Below are 21,622 nucleotides of genomic sequence, written 5' to 3'. Positions count from 1 at the left end.
TTTGTGTACCTGTATTATAAAGCCCGTTGATTTCCGTTCCAGGCACTGCGCTTATCCTTAGGCGGTCCGGGAGCCTCCTCGACGCTTGCACGTCTGTGGGGTCTCCCTTGTCCCTTCCCCCCGCAGGACAAGGAAGGCTGCGGCAGCGATACATCGCACGAAGAAAATGCTTGCATTTTCGAGGAGTCTCCGTGCCTTCCACTACAATCAACTGAGTTTTCAATACTTTTTGTGGAACGATAGCATAGGGTATTTTTTAAAGACTCATGTGGTAATAATTATTCCGCAGAAAAACTCTGTTATCCAACGATAAAATTCCTATTGTCTACATACTTAGACTCCCCAAATATCAAGTTTCTTTTTTCATGTTCAAACCTATAGAGGAATTTAATGGAAAGTGTCGAATTTAGTGGTATAAATAACAAGGGGATAGATAGATGGAAAACAAAGTCGGAGTAATATTGAGGATTATTGGTTTCGGTATTATCATTATCGGTTTTATCTTGGCAATAAAAGTGATTTCTGAAACAGAGAGTTTTGGGCTTGGGGTCCCGTTATTTTTTGAAACGTTCGTAACCGGTATGGTTTTTATTGGATTTGCTGAAGTGATCAATCTATTACAATCCATCAATAATAAAATAAAACCACTAGGACATGATCAAGTTGATAGTGAGGAGAAAAGTCTTCCTGAAAATAAAGATTACACTGAAACTACAGGTTCTGCTGAAGCTGAGATAAGAGAATTTTATGCAGAGCGCAACAGGAATGTCCAGGAGATAAATCCTACTCCATTCCAAGACTTTTATATTGTAAACGTGGATGGAATTACTGTTCTTGTCGAACTAGGGGGATTCAGTCCCGAAGTGTATGCGAGTAATAATTGGCCGGGAGAAATCAAGACTTGGCATGAAGAGAACTTTAATGGTAAATAAAAATATTAAGAAGGTGTCCTTGGCTAAGAGGGACACCTTCTTTTTTGTATCATTCTACTCGCTGTTATTCCGATTTGGATTCACGCTTTTTATAGTATCTCCTTACCCCAATATAGATGATAAAGGAAGCCGCGGCCAATAATAGCAGAATCGGCGAATATCCGATCAGAAAAACAGCAAGGCCGGAGAAGAATGCCGTAATGGAGTTAAGGGAAGCGGCAAATGTTTTCTTTATCTTTTCGCCTGTCTTCAGATCCTCGTTGCCTTTCACATCTGGAATAGGGATGGAGACATCCATAAAGTTCATTTCCACTTCAGCGAATTCTGTTTTATTATCCAAGTATTTCATCCTGCCCATAACCTGTTCGATTTCTTCCTGTACAATTGATAAGTCATTGGAGATTTTAAGAAGATCCTCGGTTTTCTCTGCTTTGCTTAAAAGATCCAGCAGCCGTTCCTCCACCACTCTTTTCGCTTTCAATCTGGAGGTTAGATCCACATACTCTTCCGTGACGTCCTGACCGACCACTCTTTTCTCTACCACTTTTCCAGAAAACTCTTCCAAGCCATCCAAAAAAGCTGTTAGAGAATCAGTCGGAATTCGGAGGGTAATGGAGCCATAGTCCTGCTCATTGTTAGACGTGAAATTCACTTCAACGACGTACCCATTTAGATCCCGGACGTTTTTTTCAACCTCATCGATCGACTTACCTATGTCATCCACTTCCAGGGACACAGACGCATTGTACATCACCTTGCGTTCGTTATTCACTCCCTCAGGTGCCATCTCTCCATCTTCTTCAACACCAGCACTGTCATCCATGTCAGCCCCGATGCCACCTTCATAGGATTTCTGTTCAGAGGAGTCCATGGCATTGGATGAATCGCTAGAGTCATTGGATGCACTGCATCCTGTCAATAAAAGTAATATAAAAGCAAAACCTATAAGTATTCTCTTTCCCATAAAATCACCCCTTTTAAAAAGTAGACGTGACTTATGTGATAAAGTTCCATAAATTTTAAGAATTGATTAAATATATTGTGCAACACGAAAAAGAGAGTCCCGAATGGAATTCTCTTGAAAATACTCATATATATTCCAATTCCAGATGTTAGGAAAAGTAATTAGTGACTAAAATATTGTAGGTTGCTAAAATAATGGTAATAAACTCCATATAGGAGGGGAAAGTGATGAAGTTTAATCAGCGATATGGAAGAATCTTTTTAGGTATTTTATTTGTAATAATATTTGTATTTGTTTATTTTTTTTATCAAGAATCAATAAAAAATCAATACACAGAAGAATATCAGGGTAGGGCAAGATTAGAGCTTTCAAGAGAAATAGATGTCGAATTTGATAAAATTAAAAATCCGGATGAATTAAGAATAAAAAAAAATTTAAAAATGCCTGATGGATTAGACGTTAGAATTAAACAAGTAAATCTAATACAGTTTAATTGGAAAGATCAAGGTGGCGAATCATATACAATAAGTTTCCTAGAATATGTGTTTAAAAATGGGGCTACATTTATTGAAAAACAGAGAGACGAATATTAGATTGAGCAATTAATATGATTAAAAAGAATCGAGAGTGCCATCTCTGCCACCAAAAAATGGGTGTGAACCTCTTTATGGAGGTTCACACCCATTTTGGTGGGAATAATGAATAATTGTAATTTATATATGTGGTCAGATTCGTAATATGAATTTAATAATTCAGTCGGATTTAGAGGAATCTTTTTATTTTCCGAAGGAGTGGTTTTTAAGCCCGTAACAAGTATCCTTCCTATTCCCCAACGAATTCAAACAATCTTATAAAGTAACCTCTTAAAACCTTGTAGTTGGCGGGACTGCGTGGGAATCGAACCCACCTGGGACGGCACGCGACTCACAAGCGGTTTTGAAGTTCTAGGTGGTGAGTACTTTTTAGTACCATTAAGTCCTCTAATGTACTATAAAATAAGGACTTAATGATATAGAATCTTTCACAGTATCATTAAATTTTCGGAAATGGGCACCAAACTTGGCACCAATAATTAGAGGAGATTTAAGTTAATAGTACTTTATTGTAAGAAGTTAATATTTTGATCTAAATGTGTTCTTATTTAGGGTGACGACTTTAAAATTTAATAAATAGCAACCAACAAATAATTAATAAACCTAGAATATGACTAATGGCTTCCATTTTGGAAGAGAGAAAACAACAAATAGTATCGAATTTTTCTGGCATTTAATTTATGTATGTGTTGGCAGTATGTTGATAAAGATTTATGAATTATAAAACTTTAAGATATTGTATATGGACTTATTCAACAATCGGGCCAGATTGTTGAAGATCAACTTATTAAAATATGCAGTTAAATAAAAGAAATGGGCGAGTTATTAGTTCTGCCCATTTCTTTTATTGTTAATTACTTGTAGTTGGAGGTTTTTGTGCTGGTGGAGCCGGGGGTCTAGGGGAAGATGGCTTTGGGTTTAACCCTCCTTTTTTTATATACCCTTCATTTAATTTCTTATTTTCAGTCATTTATAGTACCTCCTCATTATTTTGATCTTCATCATTTTCAATTTGAGGAAATTCAATGATTATGTTATTCAAATCCCGTGTGATATAAAGACCTTGCATAAAATATAATTCTTCAGCAGTAGAGTTCCGATAAACATTTACATCCCTTAATAAGAGCTCATTAATCTCATGTGTATCAGAAAAGGCCTCGACCCATCCCTGATACATAAGATCTTGGTCAAGATCTCTAACTATTACCCAACCTATGTCAGGTGAATCAAAAGTATAAGACCAAACATCCAACTGACCAAACTTCTTAGTTATCTTTATTTTTTTTGCAAATCGATGAAGAATTTTATAGTTTATCGCTGCTGAAATTAATAGTCCTAGTAAAAATGATATCATTGTGGCAATTAAAACTTCTTTAATATCAATATTTGACGTTTTATCTATTAATGAATCAAGAAAATTTACTTTCCAAGTAGGCTCTAATCCTCTCAATTTAACAATCCAATTATTTATTGAAATCCAGATAAATAATATAAAGTAAGAAGCAAGACCTAATATAAAAGCATTTAATAAAAATACTTTAAGTTCTCTTCCTCTATGTATTGTTAAATTATCAATAATAATTGCAGAAATAATACCTGGAAAAAAGATTAAAAGTAATCTTACAGTAAGCTCAGAAAATTGCATCAGGTCCCCCTTTAGATAAAAAATTAAAAATTAAATTTTATCAGATCTGTATTAGTTTAATACATTTGTTAAATTTAGTAAATGTTTTAACCCTTATATTAATTATTAATATTATAAAGTACTTTTTTATTAAACGTTTAGCTTCTTTATACCTTGAATATGGAATTATATTGTTATTTTTGATATATTTATACAAAATAGACTAAAAATCAACATAATAAATTACAAATATTTCTAGGAAGAAGAGAGAGTGAGAGATTCATGGCTAAAAAGAGAATTTTTATTAGTTTTGCAATGGAGGATAAAATGTTAAGAGATTTTTTGGTAGGACAAGCGAAAAACCACAATTCACCATTTGAATTTGTGGATATGTCAGTTAAAAAACCATGGGATTCTTCTTGGAAAACTAATTGTCGTACGAGAATTAAGGGCTGTGATGGAGTAATAATTATAGTTACCAAGAATTCTAAAAATGCCGATGGTCAGCTTTGGGAAATAAAATGTGCAAAAGAAGAAGGTATCCCTTGTAGAGGTATTTGGGGTAGTCAAGAAAATCGTCCGGCTACTCTTCCTTCAGAACTCAATGGTATCAGAGTGGTTAATTGGACATGGGATAACATAGCTAACTGGATAAATTCTTTAAAATGAATAGGGGGAACTATAAATGCGAAAGGCATTAGTTGTAGGAATTAACAACTATCCAACCTCCCCTCTTGCTGGATGTATAAATGATGCTTCTGCAATAGCTAGTATTATAGAAAGTAACAGTGATGGTTCACCGAATTTCGACGTTAAATTAGTTACAGATGTTTCAAATAAATCTGAGCTAAAAGGGTTAATTGTTGATTTGTTCAATGGTGACAGCGAAACATCATTATTCTACTTTTCTGGACATGGGTACATAGACGATGTTGGTGGTTATATTGTTACTCCAGATTATCAAGCACATGATCTAGGAGTATCTATGGATGAAATTCTTAAAATTGCAAACGATTCAAAGGCGAGAAACCGGATTATAATTCTTGATTGCTGTCATTCCGGTGCTTTTGGTTCCCCTAAAATAAATGGTGGAATAACTACACAAATTGTAGAAGGGGTTTCTATATTGACAGCTAGTAGGGATCATGAACCTTCACTAGAGATTAATGGACATGGGGTATTTACGAATTTATTACTAGATGCTTTACGAGGGGGAGCTGCTGATTTAAGGGGGCATATAACTCCTGGTAGTGTTTATGCATATATTGATCAAGCTTTAGGACCATGGGATCAAAGACCGGTATTCAAAACAAACATATCTCGGTTTACTTCATTAAGAACAATAGAATCCCAAGTCCCTATAAATATATTAAGAAAGCTTATTGAGTTTTTTCCTGCTCCACAGCATGAATTTAGCTTAGATCCATCATTTGAAGATACAAATACCGTAGATGTGGAACATAAAGTTGTTGAACCGTATGCAGATTCGGATAATGTTAATAAATTTAAAATTCTACAAAAACTCGAAAGTGTAGGGTTAATAGTCCCGGTCAATGAGGATCATATGTATTTTGCAGCCATGAATTCAAAATCATGTAAATTAACTGCATTAGGTTATCATTATTGGCGGTTAGTTAAGGATAAAAGAATATGATTCAATAAGCCCTGTTAGATAAAATAACACAGGTACAATCAAATAGATGTACCTGTACTATTTTATCCTAAGACTGTTAATTAGGAGGTGAAAAAGTACAATTATTTTTGGTTAAGCAATAATAATTCTTACGTCAATTCTAATTAAAATCAATACTATTTTAAACTGAGGAGTATCAAACTTGAATAAGCTTGAGTTTATTTCATCGATTATTAAGTCCCTAGCTTGGCCTGGTGCTGTACTAACTATGGTAATCTTTTTAAAACAACCCCTTGTTAAGATCCTTTCTAACTTAAACAGGGTAACTTATAACAATTTAGAAATGGATTTTAATAATAAATTAGAAGAAATTGAAACAACACTTGAAGATAAACAGTTACCTGAAAGTAATAACCAATTAAATAACAACGATAAAGAGATAATAACAGTAGCACAGATCTCTCCTGCAGCATCAATTACTATGTCTTGGTCAATGGTTGAAAAAGAAATAATGAATACAGTTAAAAGAACTGCAGTGTCTCCAGATTACCCGCTCTATAACTCACCTTTAAAAAACATTCAACTACTTAAGGATGCAGGAACAATTGATCTTGATACCTTAAATTCATTAAATGAGTTGAGAGAACTACGTAATAAGGCTGTTCACGGGCATCTTTCAGATGAAAATATTACCTATTTAGAAGCGATAAAATATTATGATCTATCAAAGAAAGTTACTAGAATTCTTAGAAACATAAATAGATAGTCGTTTATTATCCTCCCTTGTAACGAGTGACACAAAAGCTATAAGTGAAAAATAGGACTTATTACGTTATGAAGTCCTATTGGCTATTTAGAAATTGTTGTTCAACAATCGGGCAGTTTTCTGGAGGAAGCGATTTGAATCTTTGTTAAATGACAGGGAAGTGTGAGAGCTGTTTGAATGTTTCTTTAATGGTAGCAATGGACAAAAATCGAGTAATAGGTAAAGACAATGATATACCCTGGAGGTAGCCGAAAGATTGGGAATATGTATAGAACACAACTTTGGGACATCCAATTATATTAGGAAGAAGAAACTTCGAATCAATTGGGAAGACTGTATGTAAAAAAAAATATTGTTTTGACAAGAGATAAGTACCTTTCATATGAAGGTTGTGAAATGACTAATTCAGTAAAAGAGGTTTTTGAATTATGTAAAGGTGAAGAAGATATTTTTATTTTTGGTGGAGAAGAAATATATAAGTTATTCTTACCTATGGTAGAAAGGATGTATATAACAAAAATCCACGAAGAATTTGAAGGTGATACGTTTTTTTCAGAAGTTAACTTAAGTGAATGGAATGAAGTGTTTGTAAAAAGAGGAATAACAGACGAGAAGAACCCATATAAATATGAATTCTACGTTTATGAAAGGGCAATTTAATTATTCGGCAATCGGGGGCTTCGTATTATAAGGTCAATCAGAAGTTATATCTGGTTGGTCTATTTTTTATAGGTTATATTTTATCTGGAGCCGGGGTAGAACGTACGGGGGCATGGGAAATTTGATCCCTTCTGAAAAACTGTTCACCCCCTACTTGTTGAAACATGTTTGAGGCTGGTTAGGACACTATTGTGATCTCGAATAACAAGCGAAGATATTTAAGCATGAATTCTACAGAATAGTATTGTTTGGCCATGTAAAAAACTCCCCAGGTAAACAGATTTTATATTTGATCTGTATACTTTTTGGGGAGCAAATCACTATCAATGGGTATGCCATTTATTCAAAAGCAACAATTTTTTAGAGACAGCTTTTAATATAATATTCATGAAATAGCCAAGTTTGAACCCACTGTACAACCCATAGTTCCGGCAGTGTTCAGTTTTTTACCAGACAGCGAAAAGTAAACATAGAAAAAACTATTAAATTACTTAAACACCAGATTCTTCAAAGTAGCTATTTTCTAGGTTTTCATTGAACTTAATACTCAGAGCTTTTAAATTTGCTTTTACGTAGGGAATAAATGATAAATAAAAGTGGAATGTAGCTATATATAAAATAGAAACCTACCTCTGAGGTGAATTTCCCTAGTGCATCTACTTTCAGACGGTCATCAATAAAGATGCTACAAAGTAATATGAATAGCATAATCGTATATAATGATTTCCTTGGTTTAATTTTCGTAATTTTCTTTAGGATCATCGTACAACACCAGATAGGAATACAGACGGCAGGAAGTATAACCAAAAGCCAGGTAAAGATAAAAATAAATTCAAACCGCATGATAAAAGGCATTTCAACAATCTTAGTCATTACCAATGTCGGCCATAATGTATGCTTAAGTTGACCTTGGCTGAAATAAACCAAAGTTATCAATGTAACCAATAGATATATGAAAGTTGTATAGGCTAATGCCCCATGTGCCCATTTTGCAGATTTAGAAGGGTACTTAATAAATGGGAAGTAAATCAACAAGGTCTCAAATCCAATATATATTAGGGAAGATGCTTTAGAGGATTGAGCTATTTCCAAGATAGAATGGTTAAAAACCGGCATTAGGTTTCTAAAATCAGCATATTGTAAAGGAAAATATAACGTTACCAGAAGAATTGAAGGTAGAACCACTCCTAGAAAGCTTATTCCTGTTAATGTTCGAAATCCTCCGGTAATGATATAAATGATTAGACATGCTAACCCTAGACTAAGCTCCCAAGTTTTGATCATTGGGAATACCCATACCTGTATAGCTTCTATATAAATACGAAAAACGGTAAGAGCCAAAAGTAAAAAGTATCCTATAACAATAACCGATAAAAAATTCCCAGTCTTTTCACCAAACGAAATTTGATGGATTTTTAACAAATCTTTGGTAGGGTTACTTACCATTTGTAGTATCATCCATAATATAATATGAAGGCTTAGACCAGTGATAATAACTGAAATCCATGAATCATGTCCAGCATTTTCAATAATCGTATTCTGAAAGCTTAGGAGACCAATCCCTGTTTGAGAGGAGTGAATCAAAAAGAAAACAAAAAAAGTAGAAACTAAATATTTTTCTTTATTTTTTTGCTCCACTATCCTTCCACTCCCGTCTGTAGAAAGTTCACCTTCGTTTCAATTTCAAATTCTAAATTTGGGTATTGATCATTAAAGCTATCTTGCGTCCAATCCCGTTTTTCACTTCTAACTAAATCTCCAAATCCCACAGGATCTACTTGTTCCCCTTTAAACTCTTCCAATAATTTTTCGATTTTTGTGCTTAATTCTTTTTCGATCTTTTTAGATAATTTATCTACATCTTTCTTTTTAGAAAGATCAAGAGACCTTGGGTAATCTTCAATATGAGCAAATAAATCAAGTTTAATTTTCACCTGTGGCTTTTGGTGAGTATTTTTAATGGAGACTTTTCGTTTTCCATACATAATTTTAAGAAAGATTTTCTCTTTCTGTTCGCTGATGAATTCATAAGTACCACTAATATTTTTGTCTTTAATGATCTTAAAGAGGAACGCTTCCCTATCCTGAAGGAGCATCATCAATTTGTCACCCTTAAATATTCCTAATCCATCAACCATTATCTTCTCAGATTCATAAATGGTTAAGACCGGCAAGTAAACATCTTGCCCAGCACCATAGTATTGATCTAATACTGTATGAATGTTCGTTTGTGGCGTATTTCCGTATGTTATATTTTGTTCAATTACATCAGAGAGATAAAAAGGTGGATATCTCATAGCAAGATTAAGAACTTCAGCAGCATCCTGCTTTGATATTACCACTGTTGCAATGTTTTCCATCATTGGGTCTCTGACAAGAGTACCCATTAAATCTTTAATGCCTTCTTTTGCAAAAGGTTCTCCCATTAATATAGTTCTTGTTTTTCCTATTGCAACAGGGTGTGGTACTTGTTGCGTAAACGTCGTAAATATTCCATTTACAGTTTCGGATTTTGCTGTAAGAAGCTTTACTGGTGCCTCTGCTGGTTTTTCATAATGAACATGGAAAGAGGCGCTTCCTTTTATTTTATCATCTTCAAGATCATAGCCTAATGATTCAATTATTTTTAAATCCTCGACTATTTTATTCCTAGAGCATCCTACAATTAACAACAGGACACATAGGATTTTTAAAAATTTCATCATGGCCCACAACCTCTTGAAAAAGAAATAAGTTATTCGTTATTATAGTCATCCTCGATATCTTTATGCTTTTTGACATTGTACCTATGCAACTTTAGAGGTCTAAAGAAGGTATACCGTTTAGTCGTGACACTTAAAGAAGACCGAATAAAACTATCGTTTAGATCTCTGTACCTGATTGGGTATAGAGGTGCCAAATAGGGTGTGCCAAGAGATTTTAACCTTATTAGATGGCACAGGATAAAAGTAAGACCCAGGGTTACCCCAAAACCTCCCCATATTGCAGCTAAGAGAATAAGTGGGAATCTTAATATCCGAATCGTATTAGACATCTTAAAAGTAGGAGTAGTAAAAGAAGCAAGTGCTGAAAGAGCTACGATGATTAATAAAATGTTACTTGTAAGTGCAGCTTGAACAGCAGCTTGCCCAATTACAATACCTCCAACAATTCCCAGAGTTTGGCCTACTTTTGTCGGAAGTCTGGCTCCTGCTTCTCTCAAGAGTTCTATTGTAATTTCTAAAAATAAAGCTTCCACTAAAGGAGGAAACGGGACATTTGCCCTTGACATGATTAACGGAGTTAACAGATCTTCCGGAATGATTGCATAATGGTGTGTTAATACTGCGACATATAATGGTGTTGCAAAAATTGAAAAAAGGACACCTATAAATCGTATTAATCGAAAGAAAGACCCTACTGGCCACGGTGAGTAATAATCCTCTGGTGATATAAAAAAGTTAAATATACTGGTAGGTCCTGCGATAACATAAGGTGAACCGTCACTAATAACGATTACTTGTCCACTTAAAAGCATAAACTTTGTACGATCCAAACGTTCTGTAGACATAAATAGCGGAAAAGGTGTATTTGAGTTATCAGAAATAATCTGATCTAGAACTGAACTATCGAATATAACATCCATATCTAAATCTTCAATACGTTGTTTCATTGTTTGAATGTGCTGTGGATTTGCAATTCCATCAATATATCCAATCATAACCCGAGTATTTGAAAGAGATCCTTTAGTTAATTCTTTAAAAACAAGATCGTCGGATGTAATTTGCCTTCTCAATAGGCTGAGGTTTGTATCAAGATCTTCGACAAAGCCCACATTTGGTCCAATTACACTATATTCATTTTCAGCATCATTAAAATCTCTATAACCCTTCGTTCCATTCGAAAGATTAACCAAAATACCATTCTCAGGAGTTTTTGTTAAATGAATAAAAATGTAGCCTTTTGTCAGTTTGTTTATGAATACTTTAGCATCGGAAGTGATTTCTCGATCTTCTATAGGTATGGCATTCATTACATCCGTAAGTTCTGTAAATACTTCCTCTGCAGATTGAATATATGGAAGGAGATGATGATGTATTTTTTTTTCATCAATAAGGCTCTTATAATAGGAAAAATATATGGGTGACTCATTGACGCTTTTAGTGGAAAATTGGTAAAAATCATCAGATTTAGAAATCTTTTTAAACAAATCATGTATTGAATTGTTTTTTTGTTTTATGAAATTCCGCAAGGAACCAAAACCTCCATATAAAAACAGTCAAGTATTATTCTTAGCTAGTTTAGGCAATTGCTGGTGTTTTCATGTATTTGTGGTTCGATGAATACTCATGCAGATTTGGACACAAGAAAAAGGGAGTAAGGCTTTTCTTGTTCCATTAACATAAGCAGTTTAGTTAACTAAACTTTCATGCACATTCAATATAAAAAACCATCCTCAAAATATTAAAAGTGATGGTTTTTAAGAAATTTTATTTAAGATTTTTCCAACAATAAATCCGAATATTAATCCAGGAAAAACAAACAACATTGGGAGCCATACAGGACCCAATAACACTCCAAATATTGTTAAATACCATTTTTCTGATTGTTACCATCCCTAAAGTATGTGCCGAGAAGTTACCATTTCTTGATTAGCACCAGCCACCGTTTCTATTTATGTGACCAATTAGACACAGGTGGTTCATTAAACCAATTTTTCCTTATTAATAACTTCAGCCCTTTCTCTGAGTAGTCTTCAACCATTTTGATTAGTTCCTTTAAAGAATCTATATGATCCTTTTTATAACTGGATACCACTGCATTTTGTAGGTTGCTTATACTTACTGGATTTAGGAACATTATTAAGTTTGCCATTAATTTATCTGAAAAAGGTGATTCCTTTACTTTATTAACGTGAGCCTCTAGTCCAGTTGTTGTTGGAATTCCATTTTCTCTATAGATATCGGATAAAGAAGCTGATTGATAAAATGCTAACTTTTTCCCTTCTAGTATAAATTTCTTAGTGTCCATATCCTCTACGACTTCAGAAAAACCGATACAAAGAGCAACTCCAACATTGTTACATTGAAGGGAACTGAACATATTTGCCAATTCTACCGCATTAAGTGGTCGTTGCTGAGTTGATACAACTTTGAATAGTTTCCCATCCCTTTCATCTGCTTTTTTGTAAGAGAAGGAATTATTTTGTAATAAATCTTTATCATTAAGCAATTTTAATAAAGAAAAATCTAATTGAATTACATCATTCAGTAGTTTTTTATAAAAGTTTTTTACTTTATAATCTGTTAATTCAACATATTGAACAGCAAGCGCTCGCAATCCATTACTCGTTATATGCTTTAAGATTTCTATAATTAATTGGTCTGAAAATAGCTTTGTTGTTGAACTATATATATCATCTTCCCTGAAGAACGGTGTATCTTTATAACCTTCGTCAGACAATAATTGAGTAGCCTCTTGTTCTTGATATGTAGAGATTTCATATATTTCATTTAAAATATTCCTTAAATCAGTATCCTCAGATGTTTCACTAAGATATTTTAATAATAAATTGAACATGTTTGAACTTGATTGTAAGTACCAAAGGAAACCTAATTCATTTACGTTCATTTTTATACCCCCTAAAGATTCATTCTTTTTTTAGTTTGTCAATAAAATTCTTGATTATTCATGAATCAGTATTCTTCCTAAATACACATAGAGTTTCCGTGTATAGGATTGAACCTTTCGAAAAGGAACAACGTTATATATATCCGACCAAACTGATGTTGGTAATATAATGATTCAAAAATATTGAAGTGAATATCTAAAACGAACTTTCTTCAAAAAGTTGAAAAGAAATACAATCAATTCAATATAAAGAACTGTCTGAAACAATCAAGATAAATTTTATAATCAAACAAAGAAAACAACATCCAAAAAGTCTAAGACCTTATGAAATTCTTAGGAATAAGTCGAGGTAAAGCGTATGATCTTGCTCATTCGGGTGAATTTCATACCGTAAGGGTTGGCACAAAAATTCTAATTCCAAAAGCTGCTCTGCAAGAATGGTTGATTGGCAAAGCTGCAAGATAAAATTTTCAATAGGGCATCTATCCATAACACTTTTAGGTTTATTACAATGTATACTAAACCATACTTAATAATGGTGTTTAAGTTTAGGTGCCCAGTCATTAGAAGGAGGATTAGAATTTGACTGGTCGCGTAACAAAGGATAAAAAGACAGGGACTTATTATGTAACAATTGAAATTGGTACGAAAGGAAATCGAAAACGAAAAGTTCAAAAGAATTTTAAAACTAAAAGAGATGCTAAAGCGGCTCTAGATATTGCAATAGCAGACCTTCAAAAAGAAAAAGATAACAAGGAGGTTAAAGAGGATATTTCCTTAGGTAATTATTTAGATTATTGGCTTAATTCGTATGCCAAATCAAATACTTCTCCCAATACCTATAGAGGTTATGAGCAGATAATCCGAGTTCATTTAAAGCCCGGGCTTGGACATATCATGCTACATGAGTTAAGACCTCTGCAAATACAGAGTTATTATGTAGAAAAACTTGAAGATCTATCTGCTCAGACAGTTAAACATCATCATCGTTTATTATCTAAAGCAATAAATGATGCGGTAGATTGGGAATTTGTGAACAGAAATGTAGTTCAGCAAGCCAAGCCACCTAAACCAAAAAAGTTTAGACCGACTTTCTATTCTAAAGATGAATTGGACAGTCTTTTAGAAGCAGCAAAATCGAGCATGGTCTATTATCCAGTAATTTACACTGCGGGTCATACTGGAGCGCGTTTAGGTGAGTTACGTGCCTTAACGTGGACAGATATCGATTTTGAGAACCGACGGATGGCTATCACCAAATCTGCTTATGTGGATGAAGATGGCAAAGTACAAATCAAGGATCTGACAAAGAGTGGTAAAGATCGAACAATTGTGATTGGGAAAAAGCTCATGAAACATTTAATGAGCCACTATAATCGGTATCAAGATTTAAAGAACCAATTAGGATCTAGCTTTAATCCCAACGATTTAGTTTTTTTCAACTCAAATGGTAATTATCCTAGTCTGAGGGAGTTACACAGAGTTTATAAAAGCGCGATTAAACGAGCAGGATTAAAAGATGCCCGGTTTCACGACTTAAGACATTCTCACGCAACCATTTTGCTACAAAAGAATGTCCATCCCAAAATTGTCAGCGAACGTTTAGGTCACTCTAAAATTGGAAATACATTAGATTTATATAGTCATGTGATACCATCTTTGCAGGAACAGGCTATTGAAGTATTTGATGACGAAGAATGATAACGAATAGGTCATGTTCCCCTTACGGCACCCAGATGGCACCCAAACAAGAAAAGGGTTTTAATCGAGGCTTACAATTTAATAAGTGAAAACCTTCAATCCGTTGATATATAAGGGTTGGCGGGACTGCGTGGGAATCGAACCCACCTGAGACGGCACGCGCCTCACAAGCGGTTTTGAAGACCGAGACAAGCACCAGCATTGCAATCAGCCCCATTTTTTAGACATATTTCATTTTACTTTTTCAACAAAGGATTTGCAATAATAATAGCGAAATAATCTAACAAGGAGGGAGCGATTGATATGAAACAGGAAAGCAAGACAATAGAAACCGGTTTTCCAAAAGGAATTGGAAAACCGGCAACAAGGGCGCTCGAGGCAGCAGGATATACGCAACTTGAAGAATTGACATCAATTCGGGAGAAAGAGCTGTTGAAGCTGCATGGAGTTGGCCCGAAAGCGGTTGGCATACTTCGAGTGGCTTTGGAAGAGAAGGGACGTTCTTTTATGAGTTGACGAAAAAATTAGAAAAATTAAAATATCCCATTTCAATCAATACCAAACTCTTATATAATAGGGGTAAGTTTTTCGTAAGGCGAAATATATTTTTGATAGATGGGGAGAGATTTTATGACGAAAGTTATGAACAAGACCTTAACAAGAAGTGAAGTGCCTGTTGAACATACTTGGGACCTTCGAGACCTGTTTGAAACCGAAAAGGAATGGGAGGCTGAACTGGCAGCCATTCCACTGGATCTTCAATCCGTTACGCAATACAAAGGAAAAGTGGGAGAGAGCGCGAAGACACTTCTGGACAGCCTTCTTGCTAAAGACGCATTAGCTGAACGGATTACCAGAGTGATGACTTTTGCAAGTCTGCGTCAGTCGGAGGATGGAACAAACCCGGTGAACCAGGCAAATTCTGCACGGGTTGCATCGATGTTAGGAGTTGTACAATCTAATACTTCTTTCCTCTTTTCTGAAATTCTTGAGTTGGATGAAGAGACAGTAGAAGCATACATACAGCAAGAAGCAGGGTTAAAGGATTATAGCAAAACATTGCATGACCTGATGGCGACAAAACCGCATCGACTATCCCCGGAAGCGGAAGAGGTGCTGGCAGCCTTTGGTGAAGTGAACAACGCTCCTTATATGATCTACCTACGAAGTAAAACATCGGATATGAAGTTCTCATCCTTCACAACGGATGACGGAACCGAACATCCATTGACTTTCAATTCTTATCCTTTTTATGAGGAATCACCGGATACCGAAATCCGTAGAAAAGCGTATGCCTCCTATACGAAAACATTGAATCAATATAAGAATACTTACGCAGCCACCTACGCGACAGAAGTGAAAAAGCAGGTCATTGAATCTCGTCTGCGAAACTATGAATCTGTAACGGACATGCTCTTGCATGATCAGGATGTATCAAAGGAGATGTACCATAACCAGCTTGATACGATTCAAAATGAATTGGCTCCACATATGCAGAGATTTGCAAGGCTCAAGAAACGACTGATCGGATTGGACAAGATGACCTATTGTGACCTGAAAGCACCTCTTGATCCGGAATATAACCCGGAGATCACCTATGAGGAGTCCTCCAAGCTTATCTTGGAATCATTGGGGATCATAGGAGAAGAATATATGGAAATTATGGAAAGGGCGCTCTCGGACCGCTGGGTTGATTTGGCGGACAATGAAGGGAAAGCTTCCGGTGCATTCTGTTCCAGCCCATATGGCGTACACCCTTATATCCTGATTACATGGAACGATTCCATGAGAAATGCCTTTACTCTGACACATGAGCTTGGACATGCCGGACACTTCAGTTTGGCTGGGCGCTACCAGACAATGACGAATACCCGTCCGTCCAGATATTTTGTCGAGGCACCTTCCACGATGAATGAAATGCTATTAAGTCAGCATATACTGGCCAAATCGAGCGATGAGCGCATGAGACGCTGGGTGATCCTGCAATCACTGGGAACGTACTATCATAATTTTGTCACACATATCCTGGAGGGGGAGCTTCAACGCAGAGTCTATGATTTGGCAGATAAGGGGACGCCGATCACGGCAAAACTTCTTTGCGAACAAAAAACAGAACTTCTGTCCAAGTTCTGGGGAGACTCGGTAGAACTGGATGAAGGAGCAGGCTTGACCTGGATGCGTCAGCCTCACTACTATATGGGTCTGTATCCATATACGTACTCTGCAGGACTTACTGCTTCTACTTCTGCTGCACAAAGCATCCAGGAGGAAGGCCAGCCTGCTGTTGATCGCTGGTTGGAGGCATTGAAGGCGGGAGGTACCTTGAAGCCATTGGACATGATGAAACTCGCCGGTGTGGACATGTCCACACCAGCCCCTATCCAGAAGGCTGTCGCCTATGTCGGGCATCTAGTTGACGAACTAGAAAAAAGCTTCTGAAATTTTAATGAATTTCATTGACGATTATGGTTTTCTTGTATAAACTGTCTTAAGGAATCAGAATGAAGAGGGGGAAGAGTAATGGTGAGACGTTCTAACCAAGCGGATGCAGGCGTTATTCTTCTCTTTGATATTTAGAAGGACTAAAGGTGTTTTTGCCTTTAGTCCTTTTTATTTGGAAAAAGGGGTGTGTGCATGTATAAGAGAGTCATGATCAAATTAAGTGGAGGAGCTCTAGCGGACCAGAGCGGAAACAGCTTTTGTCCAGAACGATTGGAACATATCGCAAACGAGATACTTACCATTGTAGAAAACGGGATAGAGGTGTCCATTGTCATCGGGGGAGGCAATATATTTCGTGGAAGCATGGCGGATGCGTGGGGCATCGACCGGGTAGAGGCGGATAATATCGGAACGCTCGGCACCATCATCAACAGTTTGATGCTGAGGGGAGTACTTAAGAGTAAAACGGAAAAGGACGTCCGTGTCATGACATCCATAGCAGTTACTTCTGTCGCAGAACCTTATATCAGGTTAAGGGCGATGCACCATTTGGAAAAGGGCCATATTGTCATCTTTGGGGGAGGGAATGGGCAGCCATTTGTTACAACCGACTATCCAAGTGTGCAGCGGGCGATTGAAATCAACTGTGATGCGATCTTTGTTGCCAAACAAGGTGTAGACGGAGTTTTTACAAGTGACCCTAAAACAACAAAGGATGCAAAAATGTATCGGGTATTGCATTATAATGATGTGATTAAAAATAATATTAAAGTGATGGACCAATCCGCACTTCTACTGGCGAGGGATTATAAGCTGCCTGTACACATCTTCAACTTTGATGAAAGTGGGGCAATGGGCAGGATATGTATGGGTGAATCTATCGGGACGATTGTCAACAATGAGGAAACAGTCAAAAATCAGTATTGAAAAAGTTTGATTACAAAAAGCTGTCGCTACATTCTTCTTGTTAGTTTCCTAAGTAGAGATTAATATGGAAATAAGTAATTTTTCATCTATTAAACTGTAAAAACATGAAACCTTTTAAGAACTTGCTCGTAAATTAACCGTGTTATCCAAAAAACTAATTTGAATTGGTGTAGGGGGTATTGTAATGTCCTTTTTTAACAAGGCATTGGCGAGTATTGGGATAGGTGCAGCAACGGTAGATACCAAATTGGTGAACGACCGTTTGATTCCTGGTGAAGAAGTAAAAGGCATCGTAGAAATCAAAGGTGGTTCAACTGAGCAGCAGATTGATACCATCTATTTATCGCTTGTCACAACATATATAAAAGAGTCCAATGACACGAAAGTTCAAAAACAAGCAACCATCGAATCTATTAAACTTGTGGACCCTTTTACAATTGGTCCGAATGAAATGAAGGAGTTTCCATTCCGCTTTGTCCTGCCTTATGAAACTCCCGTCACGATGGGGAATACGAAAGTCTGGATTCAAACAGGGCTCGATATTAAGAATGCTGTGGATCCCTCAGACAGAGATTTTATCGACGTGATGCCTTCCACTATCATTTCTTCAGTACTGAAGGCAGCAAGTGATATCGGGTTCCGACTTAGAAAAGTGGAATGTGAAGCGTCACCTTATCGCTTGAAAACACGCCAACCCTTTGTCCAGGAATTCGAACTTGTTCCAACGTCCGGTGCTTACCGTGGCCGATTGGATGAAATAGAATTCATGTTCCTGAATCAGACAGACAACCAAGTGGATGTTTGGATGCAGGTGGATCGTAAAGCAAGAGGATTGGGAAGTTTCCTTTCTGAAGCGTTGGAAATGGACGAATCGCATGTGAACTTCACGGTAACGAAACAGGACCTGCCAAATATGGAACAGAAGCTGATGGGCATTATTCAAAGATACAGCTAATATATTCACAAAACAGATGCTGAGCAATCCGCATCTGTTTTTCTGTATTATGGGAGCTGCATAGCGTTTATTTTCGTTTCTCCAATTAATTGATATAATGAACCTACTAAGACAAGATGCTGGAGGAAGAGATTGGATTTATTTTGTACAAAACACAAAAAGAGATTGGCAGAGCGCTATGATGAGAAAAGCACTTTCATAGAAGCATACTGTGTCGACTGTGAAATGGAGCAGAGATACCAATCCCTGCTGGACCTTTCCATGGATGAGCGCAAACAGGCAGTAAGGAAATTTTCCTATAGAAGCGGCTTCATCATTGCCGTAGGATTTGTGGCAAACATAGTCCTACCATTACCTATACCAATAAAAATTATCTCATTTTTCATTTTCAGCGTTTTCATCTTTAAGTACCTGATCGAGCCTCTATATTTTGAACCTTCCACCAAGAAGCCTATTTGGGAAGATGTTCGTGCGAAAGCCTTAAATCAGAGCAGCATTCAGGCGAATAAAGTGGATAATTTGAAACGTCAATGGAAAAAAGGCTTTTTGCAGGAGCGTAAAAATAAGAAGTGGACAGAGGAAGAGTGGCAGCAGTATCTGCGGCAATTTTATAAAAAATAATAGGGCAGGGACGTCCACCTATACAAGCAAAAACATGCTGTCATACCCTAAATAAAAAGGGGTGACAGAAATGGCGTGTTTTATCAAAAAGGTAATCATCGAGAATGTGAGTGGTGGTGTCGTGAATTTCGGAAACATTTTCAAGGCGTGCCCGATTGCTGAAGAGACTGGTGTGACCGGTTCCGGCAGTGGGAACTTGGGGAATAACATCAAAACATTCACAAAGGTCAGTGTTGTGAAAGTATGTGGGAAAAAGAACGTCCAGTTTATTGATGAAATAGGTGAAGATATTGAATAAACACTTTACAATCGGGATGGCCGGTCATATCGATCACGGAAAAACCACGTTAACTAAAGCTTTAACCGGAGTGGACACGGATCGTCTAAAAGAAGAAAAGGAGCGGCAGATTTCCATTGAACCTGGATTTGCACCATTGCATTTAGGTGATGGATCCATCGTTTCTGTGGTCGATGTGCCTGGCCATGAGCGATTTATCAGGCAGATGATTGCAGGGGTTTCCGGCATCGATCTTGTTATTCTTGTCATCGCAGCAGATGAAGGGGTCATGCCTCAAACGAAGGAACATCTGGAAATCCTGAAATTTCTCCAGGTGAAAAAGGGCATCGTGGCATTCACTAAAATAGACAAAGTCGATGAGGAGTTCCTTGAGCTTGCGACAGAGGAAATTGTGGAGGAGCTTACTGGAACTATTTTTGAAGGTGCCCCAGTTGTATATGTGAACAGCTTGAAAAAGGAAGGAATTCCCGAATTGAAGCAAATACTCCAAAAAGAGCTGGAAGCTTTACAGGAAAAACATGTTACAGGCAATTTCCGACTACCAATCGATCAGGTTTTTACATTGAAAGGGCAAGGGACGATTGTCAGGGGTACGATAACAGAAGGTAAGATTAACAACGGGGATACAGTTGAAGTATTGCCAAGAAGGCAAGTCGCAAAAGTAAGACAGCTTCAAGTACATAACAAGCAGGTGGAACAAGCCGTTGCCGGTCAGCGGGTTGCCGTAAACCTCTCAGGGTTAAGCAAGGATAGCATACAGCGCGGGGATGTGCTCGCTCACGAAAATACATATGATACAACCGATACCATTGATGTATCCCTCCATATGGTAGAAAATCTTCAATCTCCAATAAAACAGAGGAGTCTTGTAAAGGTTCATACCGGTACTGCGGAAGTCCTGGGTAAAATCGTCTTTTTTGATCGAAATGAATATGACGGCCAGTCAGAAGAAGAGGTACTATGCCAGCTTCGTCTAGACGAGCTCATTACATGCAGCCGGGGAGATAAAATTATCCTCAGGAGACCGACTCCGGTGGAGACCATAGGAGGAGGGTGGATCATTCAATCAAAGGGATCTGTCTATAAATTTGGTCAAGCAACCGTTGATACTCTGCGAAGAATAAAGCAGGGTACACCTGAAGAACGGGTAAGAGAGGCTTTTTCTAGAAGAGACATGCTTTCAATGGAGAATCTGAAAAGGGAAGCGGGATTGGTGGATAACGTGCTCGTGCTGCTTGAGGAGCAAGGGCTTATTGTGAATGTCACAGGTCAAATATATGCCTTTGAGCCGATTTTGAAGGAAAAAAAGAGGCAGGTGACTGACCGTATTCGTGAATATCACGTCATGAACCCCTTAAGGCTTGGAATTCCGAAGGCGGAGCTATTTTCTGAATTTAGTAATTCCAGTTCCATTGAGCTCCTTGATTTTCTTCTGGGAAAAATGGAAACCTCCAAATGTGTACGAAGGAAGGATAATCTATTGTATTTGGACGGATTCGAGCCAAGCTACCCAAAGCAGTGGCAGAAAAGGATGGAACAGGTGGAGCGGGAGCTTGCGTCGGCTAAGGTAACTCCACAGCCGTTCATCCAGTACTGTGAAAAAGCTGGTCTGCCTGAAAAAGAAACCCATGACTTGAAATATTTCCTTCTTAGACAAATGAAAGCTTATCCTTTGGATGATGCACATCTGATTGATGGACATGAATTTCATGTGGCTGTTGACTATTTGAAAAGTCAAACAGTGGAAGAGGTTGAATTAAGCGAAATAAAAGAAATGCTGCAGCTTTCCAGAAAATATCTGATTCCTTTCGTTGAGCTGATGGATGCCCTTGGGGTTACAGAGAGAGAAGGAACCAAACGCAGGTGGCTATAGCAGAAAAAGAGCAATCCCTTAAA

At 36.9% G+C, this 21,622-nt stretch carries 20 protein-coding genes, 1 tRNA gene and 1 pseudogene; 15 read left to right on the top strand and 7 right to left on the bottom strand.

Features of this window, described 5'->3' with window-relative positions:
* Positions 1–437 precede the first annotated feature (437 nt).
* The gene (locus tag ABN702_RS09585) at positions 438–932 is read left to right on the top strand and encodes a hypothetical protein (RefSeq protein ID WP_417900467.1); all 495 of its coding nucleotides are present in this window, start codon (positions 438–440) and stop codon (positions 930–932) included.
* Positions 933–996: 64 nt separating this feature from the next.
* Here the strand turns inward: ABN702_RS09585 and ABN702_RS09580 are convergent, their stop codons facing one another.
* Complete coding sequence (locus tag ABN702_RS09580) at positions 997–1,896, bottom strand: DUF4349 domain-containing protein (RefSeq protein ID WP_417900466.1); 900 nt, start codon at positions 1,894–1,896, stop codon at positions 997–999.
* Between the two features lie 227 nt (positions 1,897–2,123).
* Between ABN702_RS09580 and ABN702_RS09575 the strand changes: the two genes are divergently transcribed.
* Entirely contained in the window at positions 2,124–2,489 is a 366-nt protein-coding gene (locus ABN702_RS09575) for a hypothetical protein (protein ID WP_417900465.1), read from the top strand.
* 970 nt (positions 2,490–3,459) lie between these two features.
* Here the strand turns inward: ABN702_RS09575 and ABN702_RS09570 are convergent.
* A complete protein-coding gene (locus tag ABN702_RS09570) occupies positions 3,460–4,134 on the bottom strand; it encodes a hypothetical protein (RefSeq protein WP_417900464.1) in 675 nt (224 codons plus the stop codon).
* 261 nt (positions 4,135–4,395) lie between these two features.
* Here ABN702_RS09570 and ABN702_RS09565 point away from each other — a divergent pair, with 261 nt between their 5' ends.
* The 4 genes and pseudogenes from ABN702_RS09565 to ABN702_RS09550 all read left to right on the top strand — a co-directional run bounded on the left by ABN702_RS09565 (position 4,396) and on the right by ABN702_RS09550 (position 7,172).
* The gene (locus ABN702_RS09565; RefSeq protein ID WP_417900463.1) at positions 4,396–4,782 is read left to right on the top strand and encodes a TIR domain-containing protein; all 387 of its coding nucleotides are present in this window, start codon (positions 4,396–4,398) and stop codon (positions 4,780–4,782) included.
* Between the two features lie 16 nt (positions 4,783–4,798).
* On the top strand, positions 4,799–5,767 hold the full coding sequence (locus ABN702_RS09560) for a caspase family protein (protein WP_417900462.1): 969 nt from the start codon (positions 4,799–4,801) through the stop codon (positions 5,765–5,767).
* A 181-nt stretch (positions 5,768–5,948) separates the two neighbouring features.
* Positions 5,949–6,512 (top strand): hypothetical protein, encoded by a 564-nt coding sequence (locus ABN702_RS09555; protein WP_417900461.1) that lies wholly within the window; start codon positions 5,949–5,951, stop codon positions 6,510–6,512.
* 173 nt (positions 6,513–6,685) lie between these two features.
* Positions 6,686–7,172, top strand: a pseudogene (locus tag ABN702_RS09550) (dihydrofolate reductase).
* A 540-nt stretch (positions 7,173–7,712) separates the two neighbouring features.
* On the opposite strand, the gene ABN702_RS09545 reads toward ABN702_RS09550, so the two are convergent.
* The 4 genes from ABN702_RS09545 to ABN702_RS09530 form a co-directional block, all read right to left on the bottom strand.
* Positions 7,713–8,810, bottom strand: a complete 1,098-nt coding sequence (locus tag ABN702_RS09545; protein ID WP_417900460.1) for a GerAB/ArcD/ProY family transporter — start codon at positions 8,808–8,810, stop codon at positions 7,713–7,715.
* Positions 8,810–9,877, bottom strand: a complete 1,068-nt coding sequence (locus ABN702_RS09540; protein ID WP_417900459.1) for a Ger(x)C family spore germination protein — start codon at positions 9,875–9,877, stop codon at positions 8,810–8,812. The genes ABN702_RS09545 and ABN702_RS09540 overlap by 1 nt, the downstream gene beginning before the upstream one ends.
* Before the next feature lie 29 nt (positions 9,878–9,906).
* Entirely contained in the window at positions 9,907–11,403 is a 1,497-nt protein-coding gene (locus tag ABN702_RS09535; protein WP_417900458.1) for a spore germination protein, read from the bottom strand.
* A 419-nt stretch (positions 11,404–11,822) separates the two neighbouring features.
* Positions 11,823–12,782 (bottom strand): DUF3231 family protein, encoded by a 960-nt coding sequence (locus tag ABN702_RS09530; RefSeq protein ID WP_417900457.1) that lies wholly within the window; start codon positions 12,780–12,782, stop codon positions 11,823–11,825.
* 324 nt (positions 12,783–13,106) lie between these two features.
* Between ABN702_RS09530 and ABN702_RS09525 the strand changes: the two genes are divergently transcribed.
* Together ABN702_RS09525 and ABN702_RS09520 are read left to right on the top strand one after the other, a co-directional pair.
* Complete coding sequence (locus ABN702_RS09525) at positions 13,107–13,247, top strand: helix-turn-helix domain-containing protein (protein ID WP_417900456.1); 141 nt, start codon at positions 13,107–13,109, stop codon at positions 13,245–13,247.
* A gap of 117 nt (positions 13,248–13,364) precedes the next feature.
* The gene (locus ABN702_RS09520; protein ID WP_417900455.1) at positions 13,365–14,483 is read left to right on the top strand and encodes a tyrosine-type recombinase/integrase; all 1,119 of its coding nucleotides are present in this window, start codon (positions 13,365–13,367) and stop codon (positions 14,481–14,483) included.
* 118 nt (positions 14,484–14,601) lie between these two features.
* On the opposite strand, the gene ABN702_RS09515 is transcribed toward ABN702_RS09520, so the two are convergent.
* A tRNA-Sec gene (locus tag ABN702_RS09515) sits at positions 14,602–14,698 on the bottom strand.
* Between the two features lie 88 nt (positions 14,699–14,786).
* Here ABN702_RS09515 and ABN702_RS09510 point away from each other — a divergent pair.
* The 7 genes from ABN702_RS09510 (at position 14,787) to selB (ending at position 21,599) form a co-directional block, all read left to right on the top strand.
* Entirely contained in the window at positions 14,787–14,999 is a 213-nt protein-coding gene (locus tag ABN702_RS09510; RefSeq protein WP_417900454.1) for a DNA-binding protein, read from the top strand.
* A 114-nt stretch (positions 15,000–15,113) separates the two neighbouring features.
* Positions 15,114–16,922: an oligoendopeptidase F gene (gene pepF, locus ABN702_RS09505; protein ID WP_417900453.1), complete on the top strand. Its 1,809-nt coding sequence runs from the start codon at positions 15,114–15,116 to the stop codon at positions 16,920–16,922.
* 195 nt (positions 16,923–17,117) lie between these two features.
* Complete coding sequence (gene pyrH, locus ABN702_RS09500) at positions 17,118–17,852, top strand: UMP kinase (protein ID WP_417900452.1); 735 nt, start codon at positions 17,118–17,120, stop codon at positions 17,850–17,852.
* Positions 17,853–18,036: 184 nt separating this feature from the next.
* Complete coding sequence (locus ABN702_RS09495; protein WP_417900451.1) at positions 18,037–18,807, top strand: sporulation protein; 771 nt, start codon at positions 18,037–18,039, stop codon at positions 18,805–18,807.
* A 132-nt stretch (positions 18,808–18,939) separates the two neighbouring features.
* Positions 18,940–19,428, top strand: coding sequence for a hypothetical protein (locus ABN702_RS09490; RefSeq protein WP_417900450.1), 489 nt, complete (start codon positions 18,940–18,942; stop codon positions 19,426–19,428).
* Between the two features lie 70 nt (positions 19,429–19,498).
* On the top strand, positions 19,499–19,726 hold the full coding sequence (locus ABN702_RS09485; protein ID WP_417900449.1) for a spore germination protein: 228 nt from the start codon (positions 19,499–19,501) through the stop codon (positions 19,724–19,726).
* Complete coding sequence (gene selB, locus ABN702_RS09480) at positions 19,710–21,599, top strand: selenocysteine-specific translation elongation factor (RefSeq protein ID WP_417900448.1); 1,890 nt, start codon at positions 19,710–19,712, stop codon at positions 21,597–21,599. Before ABN702_RS09485 ends, selB begins: the two co-directional genes overlap by 17 nt.
* The last annotated feature ends 23 nt before the right edge of the window (positions 21,600–21,622 follow it).

It is taken from the genome of Bacillus haimaensis, assembly GCF_048270625.1.
In the GTDB taxonomy this organism is placed as follows: Bacteria; Bacillota; Bacilli; order Bacillales; family Bacillaceae_I; genus Sutcliffiella_A; species Sutcliffiella_A haimaensis.
The sequence above is the reverse complement of the archived record's forward strand: the minus strand, read 5'-3'. Positions and strand labels throughout refer to the sequence as shown.

What these genes read in the sequence shown, in the direction of transcription:
- ABN702_RS09585 (WP_417900467.1), top strand. Translation starts at nt 438, where the DNA reads ATGGAAAACAAAGTCGGAGTAATATTGAGGATTATTGGTTTCGGTATT.
- ABN702_RS09580 (WP_417900466.1), bottom strand. Translation starts at nt 1,896, where the DNA reads ATGGGAAAGAGAATACTTATAGGTTTTGCTTTTATATTACTTTTATTG.
- ABN702_RS09575 (WP_417900465.1), top strand. Translation starts at nt 2,124, where the DNA reads ATGAAGTTTAATCAGCGATATGGAAGAATCTTTTTAGGTATTTTATTT.
- ABN702_RS09570 (WP_417900464.1), bottom strand. Translation starts at nt 4,134, where the DNA reads ATGCAATTTTCTGAGCTTACTGTAAGATTACTTTTAATCTTTTTTCCA.
- ABN702_RS09565 (WP_417900463.1), top strand. Translation starts at nt 4,396, where the DNA reads ATGGCTAAAAAGAGAATTTTTATTAGTTTTGCAATGGAGGATAAAATG.
- ABN702_RS09560 (WP_417900462.1), top strand. Translation starts at nt 4,799, where the DNA reads ATGCGAAAGGCATTAGTTGTAGGAATTAACAACTATCCAACCTCCCCT.
- ABN702_RS09540 (WP_417900459.1), bottom strand. Translation starts at nt 9,877, where the DNA reads ATGATGAAATTTTTAAAAATCCTATGTGTCCTGTTGTTAATTGTAGGA.
- ABN702_RS09530 (WP_417900457.1), bottom strand. Translation starts at nt 12,782, where the DNA reads ATGAACGTAAATGAATTAGGTTTCCTTTGGTACTTACAATCAAGTTCA.
- ABN702_RS09525 (WP_417900456.1), top strand. Translation starts at nt 13,107, where the DNA reads ATGAAATTCTTAGGAATAAGTCGAGGTAAAGCGTATGATCTTGCTCAT.
- ABN702_RS09510 (WP_417900454.1), top strand. Translation starts at nt 14,787, where the DNA reads ATGAAACAGGAAAGCAAGACAATAGAAACCGGTTTTCCAAAAGGAATT.
- pepF (WP_417900453.1), top strand. Translation starts at nt 15,114, where the DNA reads ATGACGAAAGTTATGAACAAGACCTTAACAAGAAGTGAAGTGCCTGTT.
- pyrH (WP_417900452.1), top strand. Translation starts at nt 17,118, where the DNA reads ATGTATAAGAGAGTCATGATCAAATTAAGTGGAGGAGCTCTAGCGGAC.
- ABN702_RS09495 (WP_417900451.1), top strand. Translation starts at nt 18,037, where the DNA reads ATGTCCTTTTTTAACAAGGCATTGGCGAGTATTGGGATAGGTGCAGCA.
- ABN702_RS09485 (WP_417900449.1), top strand. Translation starts at nt 19,499, where the DNA reads ATGGCGTGTTTTATCAAAAAGGTAATCATCGAGAATGTGAGTGGTGGT.